General features: G+C 56.9%; 21 protein-coding genes. 16 read left to right on the forward strand and 5 right to left on the reverse strand.

All coding sequences use genetic code 11. The annotated features are described in order from the left end of the window. Window positions 1–54 precede the first annotated feature (54 nt). Window positions 55–354 carry a YciI family protein gene (locus QPL95_RS01560; protein WP_303289715.1) on the reverse strand — a complete coding sequence of 100 codons (300 nt, stop codon included), beginning with the start codon at window positions 352–354 and terminating at the stop codon, window positions 55–57. 88 nt (window positions 355–442) lie between these two features. Between QPL95_RS01560 and QPL95_RS01565 the strand changes: the two genes are divergently transcribed. Beyond that, entirely contained in the window at window positions 443–1,309 is an 867-nt protein-coding gene (locus QPL95_RS01565) for a PHP domain-containing protein (protein WP_303289256.1), read from the forward strand. A gap of 2 nt (window positions 1,310–1,311) precedes the next feature. Here QPL95_RS01565 and QPL95_RS01570 read toward each other — a convergent pair whose 3' ends face one another. Further along, window positions 1,312–1,854, reverse strand: a complete 543-nt coding sequence (locus tag QPL95_RS01570) for a YecA family protein (RefSeq protein ID WP_303289257.1) — start codon at window positions 1,852–1,854, stop codon at window positions 1,312–1,314. Between the two features lie 2 nt (window positions 1,855–1,856). Next, a complete protein-coding gene (gene rne, locus QPL95_RS01575; RefSeq protein ID WP_303289258.1) occupies window positions 1,857–4,787 on the reverse strand; it encodes a ribonuclease E in 2,931 nt (976 codons plus the stop codon). Window positions 4,788–5,388: 601 nt separating this feature from the next. On the opposite strand from rne, the gene rluC reads away from it, so the two are divergent. The 3 genes from rluC to QPL95_RS01590 are packed head-to-tail and all read left to right on the forward strand — an operon-like array spanning window position 5,389 to window position 8,140. Then, window positions 5,389–6,456, forward strand: coding sequence for a 23S rRNA pseudouridine(955/2504/2580) synthase RluC (gene rluC, locus QPL95_RS01580; RefSeq protein ID WP_303289259.1), 1,068 nt, complete (start codon window positions 5,389–5,391; stop codon window positions 6,454–6,456). Further along, window positions 6,453–7,100: an HAD family hydrolase gene (locus QPL95_RS01585; RefSeq protein WP_303289260.1), complete on the forward strand. Its 648-nt coding sequence runs from the start codon at window positions 6,453–6,455 to the stop codon at window positions 7,098–7,100. The genes rluC and QPL95_RS01585 overlap by 4 nt, the downstream gene beginning before the upstream one ends. Before the next feature lie 41 nt (window positions 7,101–7,141). Further along, window positions 7,142–8,140, forward strand: a complete 999-nt coding sequence (locus QPL95_RS01590) for a S49 family peptidase (protein ID WP_303289261.1) — start codon at window positions 7,142–7,144, stop codon at window positions 8,138–8,140. Between the two features lie 28 nt (window positions 8,141–8,168). On the opposite strand, the gene QPL95_RS01595 is transcribed toward QPL95_RS01590, so the two are convergent. Continuing rightward, a complete protein-coding gene (locus QPL95_RS01595) occupies window positions 8,169–8,759 on the reverse strand; it encodes a nucleoside triphosphate pyrophosphatase (protein WP_303289262.1) in 591 nt (196 codons plus the stop codon). A gap of 139 nt (window positions 8,760–8,898) precedes the next feature. Between QPL95_RS01595 and QPL95_RS01600 the strand changes: the two genes are divergently transcribed. From QPL95_RS01600 to putP, 12 genes are all read left to right on the forward strand, one after another. Continuing rightward, window positions 8,899–9,456 (forward strand): YceD family protein, encoded by a 558-nt coding sequence (locus QPL95_RS01600; RefSeq protein WP_303289263.1) that lies wholly within the window; start codon window positions 8,899–8,901, stop codon window positions 9,454–9,456. Window positions 9,457–9,487: 31 nt separating this feature from the next. Continuing rightward, window positions 9,488–9,667, forward strand: a complete 180-nt coding sequence (rpmF, locus tag QPL95_RS01605) for a 50S ribosomal protein L32 (RefSeq protein WP_303289264.1) — start codon at window positions 9,488–9,490, stop codon at window positions 9,665–9,667. 43 nt (window positions 9,668–9,710) lie between these two features. After that, window positions 9,711–10,715, forward strand: a complete 1,005-nt coding sequence (plsX, locus tag QPL95_RS01610) for a phosphate acyltransferase PlsX (RefSeq protein WP_303289265.1) — start codon at window positions 9,711–9,713, stop codon at window positions 10,713–10,715. A 123-nt stretch (window positions 10,716–10,838) separates the two neighbouring features. Beyond that, a complete protein-coding gene (gene fabD, locus QPL95_RS01615; RefSeq protein ID WP_303289266.1) occupies window positions 10,839–11,777 on the forward strand; it encodes an ACP S-malonyltransferase in 939 nt (312 codons plus the stop codon). 16 nt (window positions 11,778–11,793) lie between these two features. Beyond that, window positions 11,794–12,537 carry a 3-oxoacyl-ACP reductase FabG gene (fabG, locus tag QPL95_RS01620; RefSeq protein WP_303289267.1) on the forward strand — a complete coding sequence of 248 codons (744 nt, stop codon included), beginning with the start codon at window positions 11,794–11,796 and terminating at the stop codon, window positions 12,535–12,537. A gap of 133 nt (window positions 12,538–12,670) precedes the next feature. Continuing rightward, window positions 12,671–12,904, forward strand: a complete 234-nt coding sequence (gene acpP / locus QPL95_RS01625; RefSeq protein WP_114333443.1) for an acyl carrier protein — start codon at window positions 12,671–12,673, stop codon at window positions 12,902–12,904. A 125-nt stretch (window positions 12,905–13,029) separates the two neighbouring features. After that, entirely contained in the window at window positions 13,030–14,277 is a 1,248-nt protein-coding gene (gene fabF, locus QPL95_RS01630; protein ID WP_303289268.1) for a beta-ketoacyl-ACP synthase II, read from the forward strand. Window positions 14,278–14,284: 7 nt separating this feature from the next. Then, a complete protein-coding gene (gene pabC / locus QPL95_RS01635; protein WP_303289269.1) occupies window positions 14,285–15,103 on the forward strand; it encodes an aminodeoxychorismate lyase in 819 nt (272 codons plus the stop codon). After that, a complete protein-coding gene (gene mltG / locus QPL95_RS01640; RefSeq protein WP_303289270.1) occupies window positions 15,103–16,173 on the forward strand; it encodes an endolytic transglycosylase MltG in 1,071 nt (356 codons plus the stop codon). The genes pabC and mltG overlap by 1 nt, the downstream gene beginning before the upstream one ends. Then, window positions 16,173–16,811, forward strand: a complete 639-nt coding sequence (gene tmk, locus QPL95_RS01645; protein WP_303289271.1) for a dTMP kinase — start codon at window positions 16,173–16,175, stop codon at window positions 16,809–16,811. Before mltG ends, tmk begins: the two co-directional genes overlap by 1 nt. Before the next feature lie 104 nt (window positions 16,812–16,915). Further along, the gene (locus tag QPL95_RS01650) at window positions 16,916–17,695 is read left to right on the forward strand and encodes an AraC family transcriptional regulator (protein ID WP_303289272.1); all 780 of its coding nucleotides are present in this window, start codon (window positions 16,916–16,918) and stop codon (window positions 17,693–17,695) included. Between the two features lie 304 nt (window positions 17,696–17,999). Continuing rightward, window positions 18,000–19,490, forward strand: a complete 1,491-nt coding sequence (gene putP, locus QPL95_RS01655; protein ID WP_303289274.1) for a sodium/proline symporter PutP — start codon at window positions 18,000–18,002, stop codon at window positions 19,488–19,490. A 288-nt stretch (window positions 19,491–19,778) separates the two neighbouring features. Here the strand turns inward: putP and QPL95_RS01660 are convergent, their stop codons facing one another. Beyond that, window positions 19,779–22,373: a bifunctional aconitate hydratase 2/2-methylisocitrate dehydratase gene (locus tag QPL95_RS01660; RefSeq protein WP_303289716.1), complete on the reverse strand. Its 2,595-nt coding sequence runs from the start codon at window positions 22,371–22,373 to the stop codon at window positions 19,779–19,781. Between the last annotated feature and the right edge of the window lie 152 nt (window positions 22,374–22,525).

Consider the following 22,525-nt stretch of genomic DNA (forward strand, 5'->3'; position numbering starts at 1 on the left):
CAATCCGCTCATACTGACTGATCTGACGCAAAAAAAGCGCCAGTCTCTGGTTGTTCAGGGTAGAGCCACTTTATAGGGTTTCACGACGACCGCCTTGTAGACGCCCGCCTCGATGTAGGGGTCTTCATCGGCCCAGGCCTGGGCGTGCTCCAGTGAATCAAACTCGGCAATCACAAGGCTGCCGGTAAAGCCGGATTCGCCCGGGTCTTCCGAATCGATCGCCGGGTGAGGGCCGGCGACGAGCAAACGGCCCTCTGCCTTGAGGGCTTCGAGCCGGGCGATATGGGCAGGCCTGGCTTGTTTGCGCAGGGGCAGGCTGTCGGTGATGTCTTCGCTCATGATGGCGTAATACATTGCTCGCTCCAATGTCATTTTTATCAGGGTTATGGCCTGTTGCTCCAGGGCTGATACACTGTTGGCCACTTTATTTTCAGGATTGGCTGTGACTATACCTCAAGACCCGAAACCGTGCATTGACCTGCATTGCCATAGCACTGCGTCTGATGGTGCTCTCGCGCCAGCTGATCTGGTTGCGCGGGCTGCAGAAAAGGGTGTCAGCCACCTGGCTTTAACCGATCACGACACCATTGCTGGCCTGCCCGAGGCGCGCAAAGCTGCAGCCGGGGCAGGCCTCGAACTGATCGCCGGTGTCGAGCTGTCCTGTGTGTGGCGGAGTTATACCATTCATTTGGTGGGGCTGGATTTTGATGAGGCGAGTCCGTCATTTCTGTCGGCACTTGCACGCCAGAACGAGAACCGATGGCAGCGCGCCCGGATCATTGCTGACAAGCTTTCCCGCCTGAAGGTTGACTCGTTACTTGAGCAGGCAACGGAACTGGCTGGCGGCGATGTGCCCGGTCGCCCGCACTTCGCCCAGGCGCTGGTCGATGCCGGGGTGGTTCCCAAGGTGGCTCACGCCTTCAAGCGCCACCTGGGCGCGGGTAAACCCGGGGACGTTAAAGCCTGCTGGCCGGAGTTGAGTGAAGTGGTGCAGTGGGTTCGAGATGCCGAAGGCATAGCCGTATTGGCCCATCCACGCAAATACAGGCTGTCAGCCACGCGCTTGAGGGAGCTTGTGTCTGATTTTTGCCGGGCCGGCGGGCGTGGTATCGAGGTGTCCGTTTCCGGGCAGTCCAGCGGTGATCTCGGGTTCATTGCGGAGCTGGCGCGGAAGGAGTCTTTGCTGGCGTCGCAAGGGAGCGATTTCCACTTCCCGGGAGCTGCCTGGTGTGAGCTTGGCCGTATTACGAAAATGCCAGAGGGGCTGGAGCCCGTCTGGCATCATTTTCGAGAGCCTGTACGCGGGTAAGATTATTCCGGCGCGTGGAAAAGCAGGTAGAGGTCGGTCAGCGAATCCGGAATAGCTTCGGCCATCTGGCTTGCCACTTTTTCGTCTTCGCGGGCCCGCTGGAAGTCTTCATCTTCAAACAGGCCTGAGAGTGTCAGGATTGGCACCATCAGGTCGGCCACCTCTTCCTCACTTGCCGCATCCATCCAGGACTCTTCGTGTTCCAGGAAGGTTTCCACGAAGCCCGCACACCAGTTTTCCAGCGCGTTCATCGGGTCGCCGTCTTCCGGTTCGGGCAGCTCCAGCGGCTGGCCCATATCCAGGGCCTGGGTCATTTCACGAGTGAGGGTGTTTACGCACTGGGCAAAGATTTCAGGCACCTTGCCGTCTGGCAAGGTGTCCGAGCCTGTAGCCAGGTGGAAGAGTTCTTCCACCTGCAGGCTGACCGGCCCGATAACACTGGCGCACACCGCTCCGTGCAAGCCGAAAAAGTCCAGGGCTTCATCGCCCCATGGCTCTGCAAAGAGGATGTCTTCCAGTGCTTCGATGTCCGAATTGGTCAGCATAATCAATTACCCTCGGCCTTTTTGGCTGCTTCAGCCGCACGCTGGCGCTTGCGGACTTCTCTTGGATCGTTATAGGCACGGCCCGGCGTAACCGGAACGTCTATGGCATCGCTGCTGGCGGCTTCGTTCTGCTCAGGCTTGGTCTCAGCTTCTGCCTTGGGCTTTTCCGGGACCTCAACTTTCTTTTCAGCGGTCGGGGCTTCCGGTTTTGCGTCGCCGGCGTCAGCAGCGGGGGCCGGTGTTTCAGCGGTCTTGGGCGCTTCCGTCGGCTTTTCGTTGTCTTGGCCTTTACTGTCGGCAGGCGCCACCGTCTCCGCTGCCGATTTTTCTGGCTGCTCGGCTTTATCGGCTTTTTCTTCCTTCGCAGGTTGAGGCTTGCGCTGGCGCTGTGCCGGTCTGCGCTTCTCCGGTTTTGCCTCTTCGGCCTTGGCTTCATCTGCCTTGGGCTCGGACGCGCTGTCCGTTTGATGTTCGGCCTTTTCAGGTTGCTCTGCCTTCACCGCTTCTGCGGCCGGCTGCTGATCCTGAGCTTTTTCCTTCTGCTCGGCAGGCTTTTGCTCGGCCGGCTTCTGCTGAGCTGTTACGTCTTTGGGCTCAGATTTGGCCTCAGTAACCACCTGCGGTGCAGTGGAAGGCTGTTCATCAGCCGCTTTTTCGGGCTGAGTGTCCTTCTGGTGTTTTTCGCTACGCTCTGCCTTGCGGTCTGCCGGGCTGGATGCGGCAGCTACAGCGGTTGAGCCATCACGGTTGCGCTGGCGGCGCGGCTTGCGGCGTTTCTCATCGCCACCTGGCTTGTCGCTTGCCGGAGCTTTCTGCGCATCCTGGGGTTCACGTACGTCCTTTTGATCCTTTGGGTCTTTCTGGTCTTTCGGATCACGTTGTGGACGGTTGCGGCCCTGGCCGCGATTCTGGCCTTCCTTGCGGCCATCACGACGGCTGTCACCACCTTTATTGTCGGCAGGCTTGTTGTCTTGCTGGCTCTGGCGACCTTGTGATCCGCGATTCTGGTCTTCAGACCGGTTGTTGCGGTTGCGATTACGGTTGTCGTCGTTACGGCCAGCCTGTCCGCCCTGGCGACGCTCGTTACCACTGCGATTGCCGCCTGAGCGCTGGTCGTCGCGTGCTACGCGCGATTTACGGCGATCCTGGCGCGCCTGGGTGAGGCGGTCCTTGTTGCGGTCGGAGCTGGTGTTGTCGTCTCGCTGGCTCTGCTGTGTTTCACCGCGGAAGAAGTTTGCAATTTTCTTGCACAGCTTGCTGAAAGAGCCTTCCTCGGTGTCAGCGGTAGCTGCCGCCTGGGCCGTTGGCGTAGGTGCTGGTGCGGACGGGCGGATGGCTTTTACGGCGGCTTGCTCGCGAACGGGTTTCTCGGCACTGGTGACTTCTACCGCGGCCTCTTCTTCACGTTCATTGTATTCGTGAGCAACCTGATGGCTGGAAATGTGCTCAGCCGTGGTTTCATCCTGGCGCATGCGAATGATTTCGAAGTGCGGGGTTTCCATGTTGGGGACAGGTGCCACGATCACGGATACGCCCTGGCGTGCTTCGATATCTGCCAGCTGCTTACGCTTTTCGTTCAGGAGGAAGGTTGCAACAGAGACCGGCACCATGGCGCGGACTTCTGAGGTTTTCTCCTTCGAAGATTCTTCATAGATCAGCCGCATGATGCTCAGCGCCAGGGATTCAATGCCCCGGATCGTGCCCTGGCCTTCACAGCGTGGGCAGACTTCGCTACGGGTCTCGCCCAAGGAGGGGCGCAGGCGCTGGCGTGACATTTCCAGCAGGCCGAAACGGGAGATCTTGCCGACCTGTACGCGGGCCCGGTCAATTTCCAGGGCTTCACGCATTTTCTGTTCGACTTCACGCTGGTGCTTGGCCGGAGTCATGTCGATGAAATCGATGACAATCAGGCCGCCCATGTCTCGCAGGCGCAGCTGGCGAGCGATCTCTTCGGCCGCTTCCAGGTTGGTCTGGAGGGCAGTTTCTTCGATGTCCTGGCCCTTGGTGGCCCTGGAGGAGTTGATGTCGATAGAAACCAGAGCTTCGGTCGGGTCGATGACAATCGAGCCACCGGAAGGAAGCTTGACCTCCCGCTGGAAGGCCGTTTCGATCTGGCCTTCAATCTGGTAACGGCTGAACAGCGGGATCTCGTCCTTGTACAGCTTGATCTTGTTTTCGAAGGTCGGCATGACAGCGCGAACGAAGCTCAGCACGTCTTCATAGACGCTCTCTGCGTCGATCAGTACCTCACCGATGTCCTGGCGAAGGTAATCGCGAACGGCGCGGATGATCAGGTTGCTTTCCTGGTGAATCAGGAACGGAGCCTTACGCTCGCCGGCGGCCTGGGTAATGGCCTCCCAGAACTGAACCAGATAGTCGAGGTCCCACTGGAGCTCTTCCGTGGTGCGGCCGATACCGGCGGTGCGCACAATGATGCCCATGGACTTGGGGATCTGCACGCCGTTCATGGCTTCTTTGAGCTGGGTGCGCTCATCACCTTCGATGCGGCGGGAAATGCCGCCGGCGCGAGGGTTGTTGGGCATCAGCACCAGATAGCGGCCGGCAAGGGAGATAAAGGTCGTCAGGGCTGCGCCCTTGTTGCCGCGTTCTTCTTTGTCGACCTGAACGATGACTTCCTGGCCTTCGGAGAGCACGTCTTTGATGTTGATCTTGCCTTCGATCTGTCCGGGCGACTTTTTGAAGTATTCTTTGGAGATTTCCTTCAGGGGGAGAAAGCCGTGGCGGTCTGCGCCGAAGTCGATGAAGGCGGCTTCAAGGCTGGGTTCAACGCGTGTTATCCGGCCTTTGTAAATGTTGGCTTTTTTCTGCTCTCGAGTGCTGGATTCGATATCCAGATCAAACAGTCTTTGGCCGTCTACCAGCGCTACGCGCAACTCTTCGGGGTGAGTTGCATTGATCAGCATTCTTTTCATGGAAAAAGTGGGTTCCTGTCGTTTGTTAGTGACAGAAAACCGGGGCATTCGCATCAGCGAAGCAGGATGTGCGTGCCGCGGGCCCTTAAACAGCAGGGCAAACCGGCGGCCAGACGAGTCATACCTTTACGGGATTTGACCCTGTATGTCTGAGACCACCGCCGATGCTACGCCTGCCTGTTGGCAGGTTCGGATCGAATAGGGTGAGTGTCTGTTGACGCATAATATCCGTTTTCAGGTTCACACAAACGCCTGGGTCTCACGTCGTATTGGTTAGCTGACGGCCCGGGTTTGCGTGGCAGTGATTCTTCGCGATGTTTCGCCTGACGGTTTTTCTGTCGGTTTTTCATCTCCCGGGCAGGTTGCTGCCTCTCTGGGTCAGCCCTGTTGGCCGGGAGTTTGTTTCATGCCGAGCCCGGTAATGATTGGGCTTTCGGCGTTCAATCTCTTAATCAGTGTCGGTATACTGCTGCCGCTCCGGCTTCTGAACAGAATTCTTCAGGCCGTAGACAAACGGCAGAGCACGTCGGAATATAACAGTAAAGTATTGGCTGTTCAATCCTGTATTCACGCGCCCGGGGTGATCCGGCAAAGGTTATTCATGTCTGATAAATCTGCTTCCCGAAAGCAACCGACCAGAACGGCCAGAGGGCGACCGCAAGCGGGGGTCGCCAAGGACAGGCCTGAGGCTGGTGCCCAGCCGGCGGGTCAGGTCCAGAAAGGGGTTCAGTGGTTAACGGTTGATGAGGATATGGCCGGGCAGCGGGTCGATAATTTTCTGTTAGCCAGGTTGCGGGGTGTGCCCAGAAGTATTGTCTACCGCGTGGTGCGCAAGGGGGAGGTGCGGGTTAACAAAGGGCGGGTCAAGCCTGATACCCGTCTCCAGGCAGGCGATGTGGTTCGCATCCCGCCGATTGTCCAGCAGGCCCGGCCGGAGTTGCCCAAGCCCGGTGACCGGGTTCAGGGTGTGGTGGAAGCGGCGGTCGTTTTTGAAAACAACGATATGCTGGTAGTAAACAAGCCCTCCGGTATTGCGGTTCATGGTGGTAGTGGTCTGAGTTTCGGGCTGATTGAGGTGCTTCGGTCTTCGCGGTCGCAGGCCAAATTTCTAGAGTTAGTGCATCGCCTGGATCGCGATACTTCCGGCCTTGTGATGGTCGCCAAAAAGCGCTCAGCTCTGCGTTTTTTGCAGGATGAGCTGCGGCACAAGCGTATGCGTAAGCATTATCACGCGCTGGTTGTCGGTGATTGGCCTGATAATGTGACCCGTGTGTCGGAGCCCTTGTTGCGGTACGAGATGCCGAATGGTGAGCGCCGTGTGCGGGTCAGTCCTGACGGGAAAGAATCCCTGACGCTGTATAGGTGTCTCCGGCGGTTTGAGGGTTACAGTCTGGTGCAGGCCTCTCCGGTCACGGGCAGAACGCACCAGATTCGTGTGCACAGTGCCTGGGCGGGGCACCCGATTGCCGGTGATGACAAGTATATGGATGATGCCAGCCTCAAGGCCTTTCGGGCGATTGGGGGCGAACGTCTTATGCTCCATGCCAGGGCTCTGGAGTTCACGTTACCTGGCACCGAGGAAGCTATGTTTCTTGAAGCTCCGTATGATAGTGCTTTCACGAAGCTGGTTGACGAACTCACGCGTCGCAGTAAAGGTGCGCAGAAATGAATGTGAAAGTTGTGATATTCGACTGGGACGGAACGCTGATTGATTCCGTAGACCACATTGCCGACAGTTTGCAGCAGGCGGCTACGGAACTTGGGTATCCGAATCTGGAGCGCGAGGCCTACCGGGATATTATCGGGTTGGGCATGATTGAGGCGCTGGAAAAGCTCTACCCTGGGCTGACTCGGGAGGAAATTGTACGCATCCGCGAGGGCTATGCTGGCTATTTTTTCCAGAAGATGACAACGCCACAGAATGTGTTCGACGGGATGGCCGACGTGGTTGCAGATATTTGTCGGTCCGGACGGGGTTGCTCTGTGGCGACGGGCAAGAGCCGCAAAGGTCTCGCAAAGGCGTTGACGACCAGTGGTCTGGGCCATCACTTCGATATAACCCGTTGTGCCGATGAAACCCGTTCCAAGCCGGACCCTTTAATGCTTGAGGAGATTCTTGAGTTTTATGGTTATCAGCCGGAAGAAGCGGTGATGATCGGCGACACCCGTTATGACCTCGATATGGCGCGTCGGATTGGTATGCCGGCGATCGGTGTGGAGTGGGGCGTGCACAAAAGGGACGTGCTGCAGGAGTATGACCCTCACGCCGTCGTCAATACGGTTGATGAGTTGCGGCGGGTTCTCGGGCTGTAAGCCTTGAGTTGATGCGTTCATTGGTAGTTAAGGGATAGCAGATGAGTGATTGGGAGTCGGGTAAGCGCGGGATATTGGGTGGCAAGGAGCCGGCTTTGCCGCCGGAGTCAGGTCGGGACTGGAAGTTGATTGAAAAGCTGGTGCTGTCTTTACAGTCTGAGCAAAAGCGTAGCCGGCGCTGGGGTATCTTTTTCAAGTTTCTGACGTTCGCCTATTTGTTCGCTTTGCTGTTCATGATTCGATCCCCGATCGGCGATGGCATGGATGCGGTGACCGGCCACCATACCGCGCTGGTTGAGTTGAGTGGCCCGATTGCAGCGGATGAGCTGGCCAGTGCGGATAACCTCGTGGGCTCCCTGCGGGCTGCGTTTGAGGCTGAAAAATCCAGGGCCGTGGTGTTGAGGATTAACAGTCCGGGCGGCAGTCCGGTTCAGTCCGGCTACGTTTATGATGAGATCAAGCGGCTGCGAGCTGAATACCCGGACAAAAAGGTCTATGCGGTTATCTCTGACATTGGGGCGTCCGGTGCCTATTACATTGCCGCTGCAGCTGATGAAATCTATGCCAACCGGGCAAGCCTGGTTGGCTCGATCGGTGTGGTAGCGGGTGGTTTCGGTTTTACCGAGTTGATGGAAAAGCTGGGTGTTGACCGTCGTTTGTATACGGCAGGTGAAAACAAGGCGTTTCTTGATCCGTTCTCGCCAGAGCGTGATGAGGATATCGCTTTCTGGCAGAGTGTTCTTGAGAGTACTCATGGGCAGTTTATTGCGGCGGTAAAGGATGGGCGCGGTGATCGTCTGGCCGACGATGAAAGGTTGTTCAGCGGCTTGGTCTGGAGCGGTGAGCAGGCGCTTGAGCTGGGGCTCGTCGACGGTTTGGGTAGCACCTCGTGGGTGGCGCGTGAGCTGGTCGGTGAAGAGGAGTTGGTTGATTACAGCCGAACCCCCTCGCCCTTTCAGAAGTTTGTAGAGCAGCTGGGTGTGTCGATGGGTGAGGGTGTGGCAGCTCAGCTGTTGGAGTCGCGCCTGGAATTGCGTTAATGGATCTGGCTCCTGACGGCCTTTGCGGTCAGGGTGTTAGCAGTGGATTGATGTTCAGCGTCCGGAGCATGTCCACGAGGGCGATCAGGGGCAGGCCGATCAGGCTGTTCGGATCTCTTCCTTCAAGGCGGCTGAAAAGGGCGATGCCGAGCCCTTCCATCTTGAAGCTTCCGGCGCAGTCGTATGGCTGCTCCTTGAGCAGGTAGTTGGCGATTTCCTGTGGTGATAGCTCGCGAAAAAAAACGTCGAACGGCTCGCAGCAGGTTGTCAGGGTGCCGGTGTGGGTGTCGAGAAGTGCCAGGCCAGTCTGGAATCGAACGCTTTTGCCGCTGCTGAGAGCCAGCTGAGCCGTCGCCTGTTCATGAGTTCCCGGTTTGTTCAGCAGAGTACCATCTGGTAGCACCGCGACCTGGTCTGAACCGATAATGAGAGTGTCGGGGTGTTGGCTGGCTAGCGCTTTTGCCTTGCTCACTGCCAGGCGGACGGCAAGTGCCTCGGCGCGTTCGCCGGGTAACGGTGTTTCGTCTATATCGGGACTGGCGTAGCTAAATGGCAGGCCAAGCCGCTGGAGCAAGCCGCGGCGGTAGGGGGATGAGGAAGCGAGAAGGAGTGGCTTCATGATTGTGCCTTTTGCGGGGTGGCTCGGGGTGTGAGTTTGGGTCGTTATCGTAAAATACCCCTACTTAAACAGAAAGCCCCGCCATAAAAGCGATTAAGTCTTTGACAGCGGGCAGTCTCGTCCCTAAAATTGCGCGCCTATGTCCAAAGCACCGAACGCCGAACTGCCGAAATTCGTTGACCCTAGCCGGTTGGCAGAGCAAAACACGACACTTGAGGGGGTAGTACCACTCGAGGGTCTCGTTCGTTTTCGAGAAGCGGTACCGGGTTTGCAGGGTGGCAGCGAATGCCGCGTGAAGCTTTCCTTTTATCAGGATAGCGAGCGCCGAAGGGTTGTGTCAGGCGAACTGTCTGCACCGGTCACTCTGGTATGCCAGCGTTGCATGAATGATATGCAGGTTACGCTGACGTCCAGTTTTGATCTGGGCCTGGTCATCAGTGATGAGCAGGCTCAACGGTTGCCAAAGACGCTGGAGCCTTTCCTCTTTGAGGATTTTACAGCGGACTTGTGGTCGATGGTGGAGGACGAGCTGCTTCTGGTATTGCCGCCTTTCCCTCTGCATGACAGGGATGAGTGCCCGGCAAAAGAAGATCTGGAGGCGCTGGAGCCGTCAAAAGCACCCAGCGAGCCCGAGGCAAGGAAAAGAGAGGATAATCCGTTCAGCGTGCTGGCGGGTTTCAAAACGACTAAGCACTAACGTTTTCGTTAATAGGTCAGGAGCTTATACCATGGCTGTACAGCAAAATCGCAAGACCCGTTCCAAGCGTGGCATGCGCCGTTCACACGACGCTCTGCCCGTTTCTGCTCTGTCCACAGACGCAACAACTGGCGAAGTTCATCGTCGCCACCACGTGTCTCCGGACGGTTTTTACCGCGGTAAGCAGGTTATTGAAGCGCGCGACGAGTAATCTCGTTACGACAACCTTCTGACCTGTGTCGAATGGACGAACGGTGAGTAAGTCCGTCACCATAGCCATCGATGCCATGAGCGGTGATCGTGGTGCCGAGGTGGTTGTCCATGCCGCTCTGGCAGCGGTACGCGAAAATGAGGCCTTGAGTCTTGTTCTGGTAGGTATCCGGAGCGAGCTTGAGGCCTTGTTGCATGGTGGGCATCCGAAAATCCGCATTGTTGAAGCCGCTGATGTGGTTCGCATGAATGAGCGGCCCTCTCATGCGTTGCGACACAAAAGAAATTCGTCGATGGCAATCACCCTTGGCCTGGTTCGTGATGGCGAAGCCCAGGGCTGTGTCAGTGCAGGCAATACCGGCGCTTTGATGGCCTTTGGGCGATCTCTTATCCGCATGTATCCGGGTATTGAACGCCCGGCAATTGCCAAACTTATCCCTTCTCTTCGCGGCCGCTGCCATGTCCTGGATCTTGGCGCCAACGTCGATTCCAGCGCTGAAAACCTTTACCAGTATGCCCTGATGGGGTCGCTCATGGCCTCAGCTATCTGTGGGTTGTCTGAACCCAGGGTTGCGCTTCTCAATGTTGGCGAAGAGGAGATAAAAGGCAATGAGCAGGTTCGGCTTGCGTCTCACATGCTTGCTCAGTGCGAAACTCTGAACTACATAGGTTATGTCGAGGGCAGCGATCTGTTTCGCGACGTCGCTGATGTAGTAGTGTGTGACGGGTTTGTGGGCAATATTGCCTTGAAAACCGGTGAAGGCGTTGCTGGCCTGCTGATCGAGTTGCTCGAGCAGGCCTTTACCCGTTCTTTGTATGGGCGTCTCGTCGGTTTGTTGGCAAAGCCTATCATGGGCCGTCTATTGCAGCTTATGGACCCCTCCCGCCATAACGGCGCGAGCTTGCTCGGGCTGCAGGGGGTGGTGATCAAGAGCCATGGAAATGCTAATGACCGGGCTATGCTGGCGGCGATAAGGCAAGCCATTCGTGAGGTGGAGCTTGAGGTGCCCCGCCGGATCAATGAACGGCTTGACGATCTGATGCTCTAGGTGTTTCGCTGGCCGCTGAGACTAAAGTCGTCCCGCATTTATGCCCTGTATCGCGGATAATTGGCCTGAATTGTACTATTGGCTAATCTCCAACAACCCCTCAATGACGATAAGATTCCGCCTATGAAATCTGCGTTTTTATTCCCCGGACAAGGCTCTCAATCGGTTGGTATGCTATCGGCTGCCGCTGATCAGTGGCCAATGATCGTTGAAACCTTTGACGATGCGTCCAAGGTGCTTGGTTATGACCTCTGGCATCTGTGCCAGCACGGTCCGGCAGAAGAACTCAACCAGACCATGGTGACCCAGCCTGCGCTGTTGACGGCGAGCGTGGCTTTGTGGCGGCAATGGATGGTGACGGGCGGGCCGCGGCCGGATTTTGTGGCGGGTCACAGTCTTGGCGAATACAGCGCCCTGGTGGCGGCTGAGAGCCTGGACTTCATTGAGGCTGTCAAGCTGGTGCAGCTCCGTGGCGAACTGATGCAGGATGCGGTGCCCGCAGGGGAAGGCAAGATGGCCGCTATTCTGGGGCTGGATGATGCCGATGTTGTTGCGGTCTGCGAAGAGGTCGCCGAGGGCGATGTGGTTGCCGCAGTGAACTTCAACGCTCCGGGCCAGGTCGTGATCGCGGGTTCGCTGGCTGCAGTTGAGCGTGCGATTGAGGCTTGTAAGGCACGGGGTGCTCGCAAGGCAATGCCTTTGCCCGTCAGCGTTCCTTCGCACTGCGCTCTGATGAAAGGTGCGGCTGAGCAGCTGGCGGAGGCCCTGGATGAAGTGCGCTTTAATGATGCTGTCATTCCGGTGGTGCAGAATGTTCATGCGGCCGTTTCGACAGATGCCAAAACTCTCAAGGCAAACCTGCTGAAGCAGTTGTACTCTCCCGTACTGTGGACCGATTCGATCCGCACGCTGGTGGGCGAGGGTGTAGGCGTAGCCGTTGAGTGTGGAGCCGGAAAGGTGTTGGCAGGGCTCGTAAAGCGCATTGAGCGAGGTTTGCCCGTGCACAGCATCGAAGATCCCGACTCTCTGGCCAGCGCGATTGAGGCGCTCCAGAAGTCCTGACAAAAACGGAGTTTTTATGTCTTTGCAAGGCAAAGTAGCGTTAGTCACCGGCGCCACCCGTGGTATTGGGAAGGCGGTAGCTCATGAGCTGGCCCGGATGGGTGCGGAAGTGGTGGGGACGGCAACAAGCGCTGAAGGCGCTGAGTCGATTTCCGAGGGCCTCAAGGCGGCTGGCTATAACGGCTACGGTATTGTCATGAATGTGGCGGAGCCCGAGAGTATCGACGCCGGGTTGAAGCAGATTGCTGAGCAGTCTGGCGCGCCCCTTATTCTGGTTAACAATGCCGGCATTACCCGCGACAACCTCTTGATGCGACTCAAAGAAGATGACTGGTCTGCGGTACTGGAAACCAATCTGTCCAGCGTATTTCGCACCAGCAAAGCCGTGTTGCGTGGCATGGCCAAGGCCCGTTGGGGCAGAATTATCAATATCAGCTCGGTTGTTGCCGGCATGGGTAATCCCGGCCAGGGTAATTACTGTGCGGCCAAGGCCGGGGTTGAAGGGTTTACTCGTAGCCTGGCAAAAGAAATGTCAAATCGGGGCATTACCGCCAACTGTGTGGCGCCCGGTTTTATTGACACAGATATGACCAAAAAACTGGACGACAAGCAGCGTGACGCTATGCTGGAAATAATACCGGCAGGGCGACTGGGTGAGCCGGAGGAAATTGCCTCGGTAGTCGCTTTCCTGGCTTCAGATGGCGCGGCTTACGTTACTGGAGAAACCATTCATGTGAATGGCGGCATGTATATGGGTTAAGCCCGCTTCCGGGCTGTAGTGCAACCCCTTGTCGTACAACATGTTTGACCGAATCCCTGCTTGTTTGCAGGTGGGGTTTAAACTAAACTGGCAATCATTGAGTTGCTTGGTTGACACATAAAGTGAGGACATTATGAGTACAGTTGAAGAGCGCGTTAAGAAGATCGTATGCGAACAGTTGGGCGTAAAAGAGTCCGAAGTTCAGAACACATCTTCTTTTGTAGAGGATCTTGGCGCTGACTCACTGGACACGGTTGAGCTGGTTATGGCCCTTGAAGAGGAATTCGAGACTGAAATTCCTGACGAAGAGGCCGAGAAGCTGGGCACCGTTCAGAACGCGATCGACTACATCGTCGCGCACACCTGATACTCTGCAGGTCAGATAGCCAGGCGAAAGCCGTCCTTTGGGTAAATTGAAGGACGGCTTTTTTATTGGCTGAATGTCGGCACAATGGTCAAGAAATCAGACGGAACAATCAGGTGAATCGGGATATGAGCAAACGACGGGTAGTCATCACGGGCATGGGGATGCTGTCTCCGGTGGGGAACGATGTAAAAACCTCATGGGATTCAGTATGTGCAGGGCGCAGTGGTATCGGGGCGATCGATCGCTTTGATGCGACCGACTACAGCACTCGTATTGGTGGTGCCGTCAAAGATCTGGATATCGAACCCTGGCTGTCCAGCAAGGACGCCCGCAAGCTTGATGCCTTCATCCACTATGGCTTGATTGCGGCTCAGCAAGCCGTTGATGACAGTGGCCTGGAGCAATACGGAAACCTGGATCGAGAGCGGGTTGGTATTGCGATTGGGTCCGGTATTGGTGGGCTGGAGTTTATTGAAAAGAATATTATCCAGATGGAGAAATCGGGTCCCCGGAAAGTGTCTCCGTTTTTCGTTCCCGCGTCGGTTATCAACATGATCTCCGGCAATGCGGCCATCCGGTTTGGCTACAAGGGGCCTAATATTGCCATTGTGACGGCCTGTACCACCGGGACTCATAACATCGGATATGCTGCACGAACCATTGCCTACGGCGACGCCGATGTGATGTTGGCGGGGGGGTCCGAGATGGCGACCACGCGGTCTGCCGTGGCGGCCTTTTCATCGGCCCGGGCATTGTCGACACGTAACGATGAGCCCGAAAAGGCCAGTCGTCCCTGGGATAAAGACAGGGATGGCTTTGTGCTCAGCGATGGCGCAGGTGTGGTCGTGCTGGAAGAGCTGGAGCATGCGAAGGCTCGTGGCGCGACAATTTACGGTGAAGTGATCGGTTTTGGTATGAGCGACGACGCTCACCATATCACGTCACCCCCGGCGGACGGGGACGGTGCCGCGCGCTCCATGATCAATGCCATCCGCGATGCGGGGCTGAAGCCGGAACAGGTGGATTACATTAACGCTCACGGCACGTCAACGCAGGTGGGTGATGTCGCCGAAGTGGCTGCGGTGAAGTCAGTATTCGGCAAGCATGCGCAAAGCCTGGCCATGAGCAGTACCAAGTCCATGACAGGCCATTTGTTGGGCGCGGCTGGCGCAGTGGAAGCGATCTTTTCGGTATTGGCCGTACGTGATGGGATTCTGCCGCCCACCATTAACCTGGACAACCCCGATGAGGGCTGTGATCTGGATTTTGTGCCACATCAAAGCAGGAAGGCGGACGCCCGTGTGGCGTTGTCGAATTCCTTTGGTTTCGGTGGCACCAACGGTACATTGATCGTTAGCCGATACGAGGGCTGAATCAGTCGTGGCTCAGCTCTATTGGGCAGACGAGGGCGGCTTGCCGCCGGATGACCGTGGCCTTGCTTATGGCGATGGGCTGTTCGAGACCATCCGCATTGACGATGGCCGGGCACCGATGCTGGCTTACCATCTTGATCGGATGGTAAGCGATGCCAGGCGGTTAGGCATTACGATTGGTCGGTCTGAGCTTGATGGGGTAGTTCGTCAGGCGCTGGCCCGCTATTCAGGTCCGGAGGCAACCGCCCGATGTGTATTCAAGCTGATTCTGACGCGCGGTTCTGGTGGCCGGGGCTACCGGCCAGGCCCAGGCATGCTTCCCAATCTCCTTGTGTCACACTCTCCTTCACCGCCTTTACCGGCCGAAGAGGGTGTCAAAGTGGATTTCTCCCGTATTCCGCTGACCGTAAATCCGTTGTTTTCAGGTATTAAATCCCTCAACAGGCTGGAGCAGGTGATGGCCTCCCGTGAGTTGCAGGGAGATCTGTTTGAAGTGCTGATGGCAAACCCTGCCGGGCATATTGTTGAAGGTACCCGAACCAATCTCTTCGTTGAAATGGATGACGGCTGGGTGACTCCGCCTACGGATTCGTTGGCCGTGGCCGGGGTGATGCGCCGATTTGTGCTTGAGCGCCTTCGGAATGCCGGCGAGGCAGCAATGGAGCAGCCGGTGTTGCCGGAAGATTTGCTGGGCGGGCGTTGTCGGGGTGTGTACCTCACGAACAGTGTGCTGGGTGTGGTTCCGGTTCGCAGTCTTGCGGGACAGGATTTGCCTGTGGCTGGCCGCCTTGCGACAATCTGTGCCCCTAACACAACAACGGAATAATGCTCGTGCTCAGGAAGTTGTTTTTAATTTTGACTGCACTGGTTGTGCTGGTTGGGGCCGGTGCCGGCCTTTGGGTCTGGCAGGGACTTCAGACACTGAATAAGCCGGTTGCGCTTGATGAAACAGTACTGTTCACCGTGGAGCCCGGAACGTCATTCAATGGTCTTGCTCACGAGCTGTCCCGCCGGGGCCTGGTGTCTGACTCGCTCTGGCTGCGCCTGTATGGGCGGCTGAACCCGGAACAGACGCGCATAAAAGCAGGAGACTACGAACTAGCGCCGGGTATGACACCGGTTGCTGTAGTTGAGACCATGGTTGAGGGCAACGTCAAGCTGTGGGCTGTGCAGTTTATAGAAGGCTGGACCTTTGCCGATTTGCGTGCTGAGCTGGCCCGGACCGATCGACTTGAAAAGGTAACGACCGACTGGACAAGCCAGCAGGTTATGGAAGCGCTGGGTGCGGGCGGACAGCATCCCGAAGGTTGGTTTTTTCCGGATACCTACATGTTCAGTAGCAGCGAAACCGACCTGGATATCCTGAAGCGTGCCTACAACAGAATGGTCAGTGTGCTCGAGGAGGAGTGGCCGAACCGTGCTGAAGGTTTGCCCTACGACACGCCGTATGAAGCCCTGATCATGGCGTCCATTATTGAGCGCGAGACGGGCGTGCCCTACGAGCGCCAGCAGGTGGCTGGCGTGTTTGTGCGCCGGCTGCAGAAAGGTATGCGGCTGCAGACAGATCCAACGGTTATTTACGGCATGGGCGAAAGCTACGATGGCCGCATCCGCACCCGGGATCTCCGAGCCTATACACCGTATAACACCTATCGCATCGACGGTCTTCCACCCACGCCCATTGCCTTGCCTGGCCGCGATTCAGTTTACGCTGCACTGCACCCGGACGACGGAGATGCGTTGTACTTCGTCGCTCGCGGCGACGGCAGTCACACCTTTTCAAAAACACTGGCGGAACACCAGAAGGCGGTCAGAGAGTTTCAGCTGAATCGTAAAGAGGGCTATCGCTCTTCTCCGGCGCCGAAAGCTCAAACTGAAAACGCTGGAGAGAATTGATGACTGCCCGCGGACGTTTTATCACATTTGAAGGCACTGAAGGTGTCGGCAAGTCTACCCAGCTTCAGAACGCGGCGGATACTCTCGAATCACTCGGTGTCGAGTTTATTGTGACCCGTGAGCCGGGTGGTACGCCCATGGCAGAGAGCATTCGTGAGTTGTTACTGGCGCCTCGTGAGGAGCCAGTCAATGAAATGACGGAGTTGCTGTTGATGTTCGCGGCCAGGGCCCAGCATCTCCATACCCGGATTCTGCCAGCTCTGGCTGCCGGAAAATGGGTTCTGTGCGACCGCTTTACCGATGCGACCTTTGCCTATCAGGGTGGGGGCAGGGGGGTTCCCAAGGAGCGTATCGCGATTCTTGAGTCTCTGGTTCAGGGCGAGGTGCGGCCTGATCACGTGATTCTTCTGGATGCGCCGGTGGAAACCGGTATGGCCAGAGCCAGGAGCCGGGGTGAGCTCGATCGATTCGAACAAGAGGCTGTGGAATTTTTTCAGCGTATTCGTAATACCTACCTTGAGCGAGCAACAGCGGCGCCAGCGAACTATCACATCGTCAATGCAGCGCTGCCGCTTGAGCAGGTCTCGGAGGGTGTAACGGGTTTGCTGAGAGCCCTTGTCGTGGCTTCCCGAAAATAGAGTAAGTCCTGTTGTTTTCCGTGTGGTTGGCGTGACTTTCGTGCACTTTCTGTAATGATCTGCTTTAATTAACAAACATTCTCGATTAAAGGCCGGCAGCAGTAATGCTTGATGCAAAGCTTCTCAAACTTCCGGTAAATTCCCATCAGCATAATCACGAGCACCATCAGATTGTCGTTGGCGTGCGCGGTGCCGCTGAGTTGAGTGTTGATGGCGTGGGCTCCTATCTTGATACCTGGAAGGCCTGCCTGGTGCCCACCGAAGCGAAACATGACTACTGTGGCGATCAACAGAACCACGTGCTGGTCATCAACCTTGATCCATTGAGCCCGGCTCTTGATTCGCCGGCTCATGCCGATTATGAGCGAATGGCGCGAGTGTTTGAAAAGCCGCGAACGGTTCAGTTGGACCACCGTCTGCAGGGGTTGGTGCAGTTCGCGGCGGCGGAATTTGATCGATCTCCCGATAATGAGGCCCTCCACCGGCACCTTGCAGCGAGTATTCTGTACATCATGGCCGACCGGATTGTCGACGGGAAGAGCGGTCACACTAACCGGCACAGCGTTAGCCCGGATGCCACTCGTCGCTATATCCTTAAAAATCTGCACCGAAAAATGACGGTTCAGGATCTGGCGAAGGAAGCTTGTCTGAGCGTTAGCCGCTTCCATGAGGTTTTCCGTGAAGTCTCCGGCATCACGCCGCATCAGTTCCTCTTGCAGATTCGTCTTGAGCAGGCCGTGCACCTGCTTACCTCATCTCAGTTCTCAGTTTCTGAGATCAGCTATCGGACGGGTTTTTCGTCTCAAAGTGCCCTCACCAATGCATTGCAAAAATATAAGGGTATTACGCCGTCCAGATTACAGGTCAGAGATCAGGTTGCCTGATTTTCTTCGTAATATCGGGAGTACCGGAGAATTCTGCAAAACAATCGTAGGATTCTGTAAGCCGGGAATGCGTAGTACTACTAACTTATAGCGTCTGCGATCCCGTGTTGCTGATTTGTTGTTGGTTGTGGTCGCAAAGGGCTGCTGCTCAACTATATTAAAGGAGAATCTGTGCGGGGAGCGCCTCGCTCCAATAGGGATGGAATTCGGGTAAACAAGAAGAACAGCGCAGTTCACTGGCATGTACGCCTGGTCTGCGCTCAGCGAGCGGACTTAGTCCGACTCATTAAACCGGAGGAGCCTTATGGCTATTGGTGTTTGGATCAGTCTATTTGCTTACTTTGCGGTCATGATCGCCATCGGCGTTTATGCAATGCAGAGATCTACGTCATCATCTGAAGACTACATGCTGGGCGGGCGAGCTCTCAGTCCAAAGGTCGCTGCGCTCTCGGCAGGTGCTTCGGATATGAGCGGTTGGTTGCTTCTGGGTCTTCCCGGGGCGTTGTTTGTCAGTGGTCTTGCGGATGCATGGATCGGTATTGGCTTGTTTGTCGGTGCATTTTTTAACTGGGTTCTGGTTGCGCCCCGGCTCCGTGAGCAAACCGTTCACTACGGTAACGCCATCACCATCCCGTCTTTCCTGGCAAACCGGTTCCCGACCCAGGCTCTGTCTCTGAGAACCGTGTCCGCCATTGTTATTGTTATTTTCTTTGCGGTTTACACCGCATCCGGCCTGGTTGCCGGTGGCAAGCTGTTTGAAAGTGCCTTTGCCGGTATCTTCAACTTCGGCGGCCTGAGCGATTATGCAGTCGGTATCGTAATTACCCTCGGCGTGGTTCTGGCCTACACCGTAGTAGGCGGCTTCCTGGCGGTCAGCATGACGGACTTTGTTCAGGGCTGCATCATGATGCTGGCACTGGTCATCATGCCGGCGGTTGTGCTGTTCGGTGAAGGCGGCGGTGGCTTTGCTCAGGCGTCCCAGACCTTGAATGAAGTTGATCCGACCTTGCTGTCCTGGACAGAGGGGCTCACCTTTATTGGCTGGCTGTCGGCCGTCACCTGGGGCCTGGGCTATTTTGGCCAGCCACACATCATTGTGCGCTTCATGGCGATCCGTACGCTCAAAGATGTTCCGATCGCTCGTAATATTGGTATGGGCTGGATGGCCATCTCACTGATTGGTGCGATCTCTCTGGGTATTTTTGGCCGTGCATACGCCGTACGTAACGGTCTGGACGTGGCTGACCCGGAAACCATCTTTATCATTCTGTCTGATTTGCTGTTCCACCCACTGATCACCGGCTTCCTTTACGCAGCCCTGCTGGCGGCGGTCATGAGCACCATCTCCAGTCAGCTGTTGGTGTCGTCTTCCTCGCTGACGGAAGACTTCTACCGCCTGTTCCTGCGTAAAGAAGCAACTGACAAAGAATGCGTCAACGTTGGCCGTGCCTGCGTTGTAGCCGTTGGTCTGGTAGCTGCGGTCATCGCCTCTGACCCGAACTCCCAGGTTCTGGCACTGGTCAGTAACGCCTGGGCCGGCTTCGGTGCTGCCTTTGGTCCGCTGATCCTGCTGTCCCTGATGTGGTCCCGAACTAACGGTGCCGGCGCGATTGCCGGTATGGTGATTGGTGCTGCCACCGTGATGATCTGGATCTCCCTGGGCTGGAACGGCAGCTTTATGGGTGGCCCGGGCGTGTACGAAATCATTCCGGGCTTCATTGCAGCGTTTATCGCCATTGTCGTGGTCAGTCTGGCCACCAAGGATTCTGGTGAGTACCAGCATATCAATCGGTAACAGAATCCGCTGATTAAAGTCAGTGTTCTGATAAGGGCTCCCTGCGGGGAGCCCTTTTTTTATGCCTGAAACCCACACATGGTTCAGAGCTGGCCACGGGGTGGGGGGAGTCTTTTCTGCAGGGAAAAAGATGTCTGAGCGAAGCGAGTTGTTTTTCCCGGAAGAAAAGACTCCCCCCTCCGCGGGGCCGGCAAAGCTCCAGAGCCGGAATTCCGGTTGCCTGACACCAAGGCACAAAAAAAACGCCAGCCCGAAGGCTGGCGTTTCAGACAAGCTACAAGAAGTGGCTTAGGCTACAGAAGCCTCAGACGCCTTCTTGGTGTACTCGTCCATCTTGTCGAAGCTGAGATACTTGTAGATCTCTTTCGACATGCTGTTCAGGTCCTTGGCGTACTCCATGTACTCCGCCGGAGTCGGGAGTTTGCCCAGTACCGCGCCCACAGCTGCCAGTTCCGCAGAGGTCAGGTACACGTTGGCACCATCGCCCAGACGGTTCGGGAAGTTACGGGTCGAGGTAGACAGAACAGTCGACTTCGCCGCTACACGTGCCTGGTTACCCATGCACAGGGAGCAACCCGGCATCTCGGTGCGAACACCGGCGGTGCCGTAGGTATTGAAATAGCCTTCTTCCATCAGCTGGGCCTGGTCCATCTTGGTGGGTGGAGACATCCACAGACGGGTGGTCAGGGCGCCTTTGTGCTGCTCCAGCAGCTTACCAGCGGCACGGAAGTGACCGATGTTGGTCATGCAGGAGCCGATGAACACTTCGTCGACTTTGTCGCCAGCCACTTCGGACAGGAACCTCGCATCGTCCGGGTCGTTCGGGCAGCACACGATCGGCTCTTTGATATCGGCCAGGTCGATTTCGACCACGTGGGCGTATTCTGCGTCTGCATCCGCACGCATCAGCTTCGGATCAGCCAGCCAAGCTTCCATCTGCTGGGCGCGACGCTCCAGGGTACGCGGATCGCCGTAACCTTCGGCAATCATCCAGCGCAGCATGGTGATGTTGGAGCGCAGGTACTCGGCCACGGACTCTTCAGACAGGTTGATGGTGCAACCGGCTGCGGAGCGCTCAGCAGAGGCGTCAGACAGCTCGAACGCCTGTTCGACGGTCAGGTGCTCCAGACCTTCGATTTCCAGGATACGACCGGAGAATTCGTTGATCTTGCCCTTCTTCTCAACGGTCAGCATGCCTTGCTTGATGCCGTACAGCGGAATAGCGTGTACCAGGTCACGCAGGGTGATGCCCGGCTGCATTTCGCCTTTGAAGCGAACCAGAACCGATTCCGGCATATCCAGCGGCATAACACCGGTGGCTGCAGCAAACGCTACCAGGCCAGAACCGGCCGGGAAGGAGATGCCCATCGGGAAACGGGTGTGGGAGTCACCACCGGTGCCCACGGTATCTGGCAGCAGCATGCGGTTCAGCCAGGAGTGGATGATGCCGTCGCCCGGACGCAGGGAAACACCACCACGGGTACGAATGAAGTCCGGCATGGTGTGCTGCATTTCAACGTCAACCGGCTTCGGATAAGCGGCGGTGTGACAGAACGACTGCATCACCAGGTCAGCCTGGAAGCCCAGACACGCCAGGTCTTTCAGCTCATCACGGGTCATCGGGCCAGTAGTGTCCTGGGAGCCAACGGTGGTCATGTGCGGCTCGCAGTAAGTGCCCGGGCGCACGCCCTGGCCTTCATCCAGACCACAGGCCTTGCCGACCATCTTCTGGCCCAGGGTGAAGCCCTTGGTGCCGGCTTCCGGATCTTTCGGCAGGCGGAACAGGTCGGTAGCGCCCATGCCCAGTGCGGTGCGGGCTTTGGCGGTCAGGCCACGGCCGATGATCAGCGGGATACGGCCGCCGGCCTGAACTTCGTCCAGGATGACGTCAGACTTGAACTTGAACTCGGAGATGGTCTCGCCGGCTTCGTTCAGGATCTTGCCTTCGTACGGGCGGATTTCGATCACGTCGCCCATGTTCATGTTGTCTACGGGTGCTTCGAAAACCAGGGCGCCGGCATCTTCCATGGTGTTGAAGAAGATCGGGGCAACCTTGTTACCGATACAGACACCGCCGGCACGCTTGTTCGGCACGCCCGGGATGTCGTCACCGAAGAACCACAGAACAGAGTTTGTGGCAGACTTACGGGAAGAACCGGTACCGACTACGTCACCTACGAAGGCAACCGGCAGACCCTTGGCCTTGATTTCGTCGATCTGGCTCATCGGGCCAGTCACGCCGGGCTCTTCTGGCTTCAGGCCGTCGCGTTCCATTTTATAGGCAGCGCGGGCGTGCAGCGGGATGTCCGGGCGGGACCAGGCATCCGGAGCTGGGGACAGGTCGTCGGTGTTGGTTTCGCCGGTGACCTTGAACACCACCATCTTGGTGCTTTCGGAAACCTTGTTCTTGTTGGTGAACCACTCGGCGTTGGCCCAGGACTCAACAACAGACTTGGCAACGGCGTTGCCGGCGTCCATCTTTTCTTTCACGTCGTTGAACGCGTCGAACATCAGCAGGGTGTGCTTGAGTTCTTCACCAGCCAGCTCGGCCAGTTCAGCGTTGTCCAGCAGATCAACCAGAGTGGCAATGTTGTAGCCGCCCTGCATCATGCCCAGCAGCTGTACGGCTTTTTTGCTGTCGATCAGCGGAGACGCTGCTTCACCTTTAACAATGGCGGTCAGGAAAGCGGCTTTTACGTAAGCGGCTTCGTCCACGCCCGGTGGAACGCGGTTTTCCAGCAGGTCAACCAGGGTGGCTTCTTCACCGGCCGGCGGGTTCTTCAGCAATTCGATCAGACCCGCAGTCTGCTCGGGGTTCAGGGGCTTGGGGGGAATACCCAGGGCTTCACGTTCAGCAACGTGTTCACGGTAGGCTTCTAACACGATATGGACCCTCATCAGTTGGAATGTCCCTCGCCGTTGGCACAATGCCTGGCGGGAGTTTTTTGGCGAAAAGGCCGCAGGAGCCTCTGAATAACGCCTCAAATCGCTGATGGGGTTTCAGGATTTATTCAGAGACACCTTGATCCGGCGCT

The sequence above is a fragment of the Marinobacter sp. SS5-14b genome (assembly GCF_030541005.1).
Lineage (GTDB): Bacteria > Pseudomonadota > Gammaproteobacteria > Pseudomonadales > Oleiphilaceae > Marinobacter.

What these genes read in the sequence shown, in the direction of transcription:
- QPL95_RS01560 (WP_303289715.1), bottom strand. Translation starts at nt 354, where the DNA reads ATGTATTACGCCATCATGAGCGAAGACATCACCGACAGCCTGCCCCTG.
- QPL95_RS01570 (WP_303289257.1), bottom strand. Translation starts at nt 1,854, where the DNA reads ATGCTGACCAATTCGGACATCGAAGCACTGGAAGACATCCTCTTTGCA.
- rne (WP_303289258.1), bottom strand. Translation starts at nt 4,787, where the DNA reads ATGAAAAGAATGCTGATCAATGCAACTCACCCCGAAGAGTTGCGCGTA.
- rluC (WP_303289259.1), top strand. Translation starts at nt 5,389, where the DNA reads ATGTCTGATAAATCTGCTTCCCGAAAGCAACCGACCAGAACGGCCAGA.
- QPL95_RS01585 (WP_303289260.1), top strand. Translation starts at nt 6,453, where the DNA reads ATGAATGTGAAAGTTGTGATATTCGACTGGGACGGAACGCTGATTGAT.
- QPL95_RS01590 (WP_303289261.1), top strand. Translation starts at nt 7,142, where the DNA reads ATGAGTGATTGGGAGTCGGGTAAGCGCGGGATATTGGGTGGCAAGGAG.
- QPL95_RS01595 (WP_303289262.1), bottom strand. Translation starts at nt 8,759, where the DNA reads ATGAAGCCACTCCTTCTCGCTTCCTCATCCCCCTACCGCCGCGGCTTG.
- QPL95_RS01600 (WP_303289263.1), top strand. Translation starts at nt 8,899, where the DNA reads ATGTCCAAAGCACCGAACGCCGAACTGCCGAAATTCGTTGACCCTAGC.
- rpmF (WP_303289264.1), top strand. Translation starts at nt 9,488, where the DNA reads ATGGCTGTACAGCAAAATCGCAAGACCCGTTCCAAGCGTGGCATGCGC.
- fabD (WP_303289266.1), top strand. Translation starts at nt 10,839, where the DNA reads ATGAAATCTGCGTTTTTATTCCCCGGACAAGGCTCTCAATCGGTTGGT.
- fabG (WP_303289267.1), top strand. Translation starts at nt 11,794, where the DNA reads ATGTCTTTGCAAGGCAAAGTAGCGTTAGTCACCGGCGCCACCCGTGGT.
- acpP (WP_114333443.1), top strand. Translation starts at nt 12,671, where the DNA reads ATGAGTACAGTTGAAGAGCGCGTTAAGAAGATCGTATGCGAACAGTTG.
- fabF (WP_303289268.1), top strand. Translation starts at nt 13,030, where the DNA reads ATGAGCAAACGACGGGTAGTCATCACGGGCATGGGGATGCTGTCTCCG.
- mltG (WP_303289270.1), top strand. Translation starts at nt 15,103, where the DNA reads ATGCTCGTGCTCAGGAAGTTGTTTTTAATTTTGACTGCACTGGTTGTG.
- tmk (WP_303289271.1), top strand. Translation starts at nt 16,173, where the DNA reads ATGACTGCCCGCGGACGTTTTATCACATTTGAAGGCACTGAAGGTGTC.
- QPL95_RS01650 (WP_303289272.1), top strand. Translation starts at nt 16,916, where the DNA reads ATGCTTGATGCAAAGCTTCTCAAACTTCCGGTAAATTCCCATCAGCAT.
- putP (WP_303289274.1), top strand. Translation starts at nt 18,000, where the DNA reads ATGGCTATTGGTGTTTGGATCAGTCTATTTGCTTACTTTGCGGTCATG.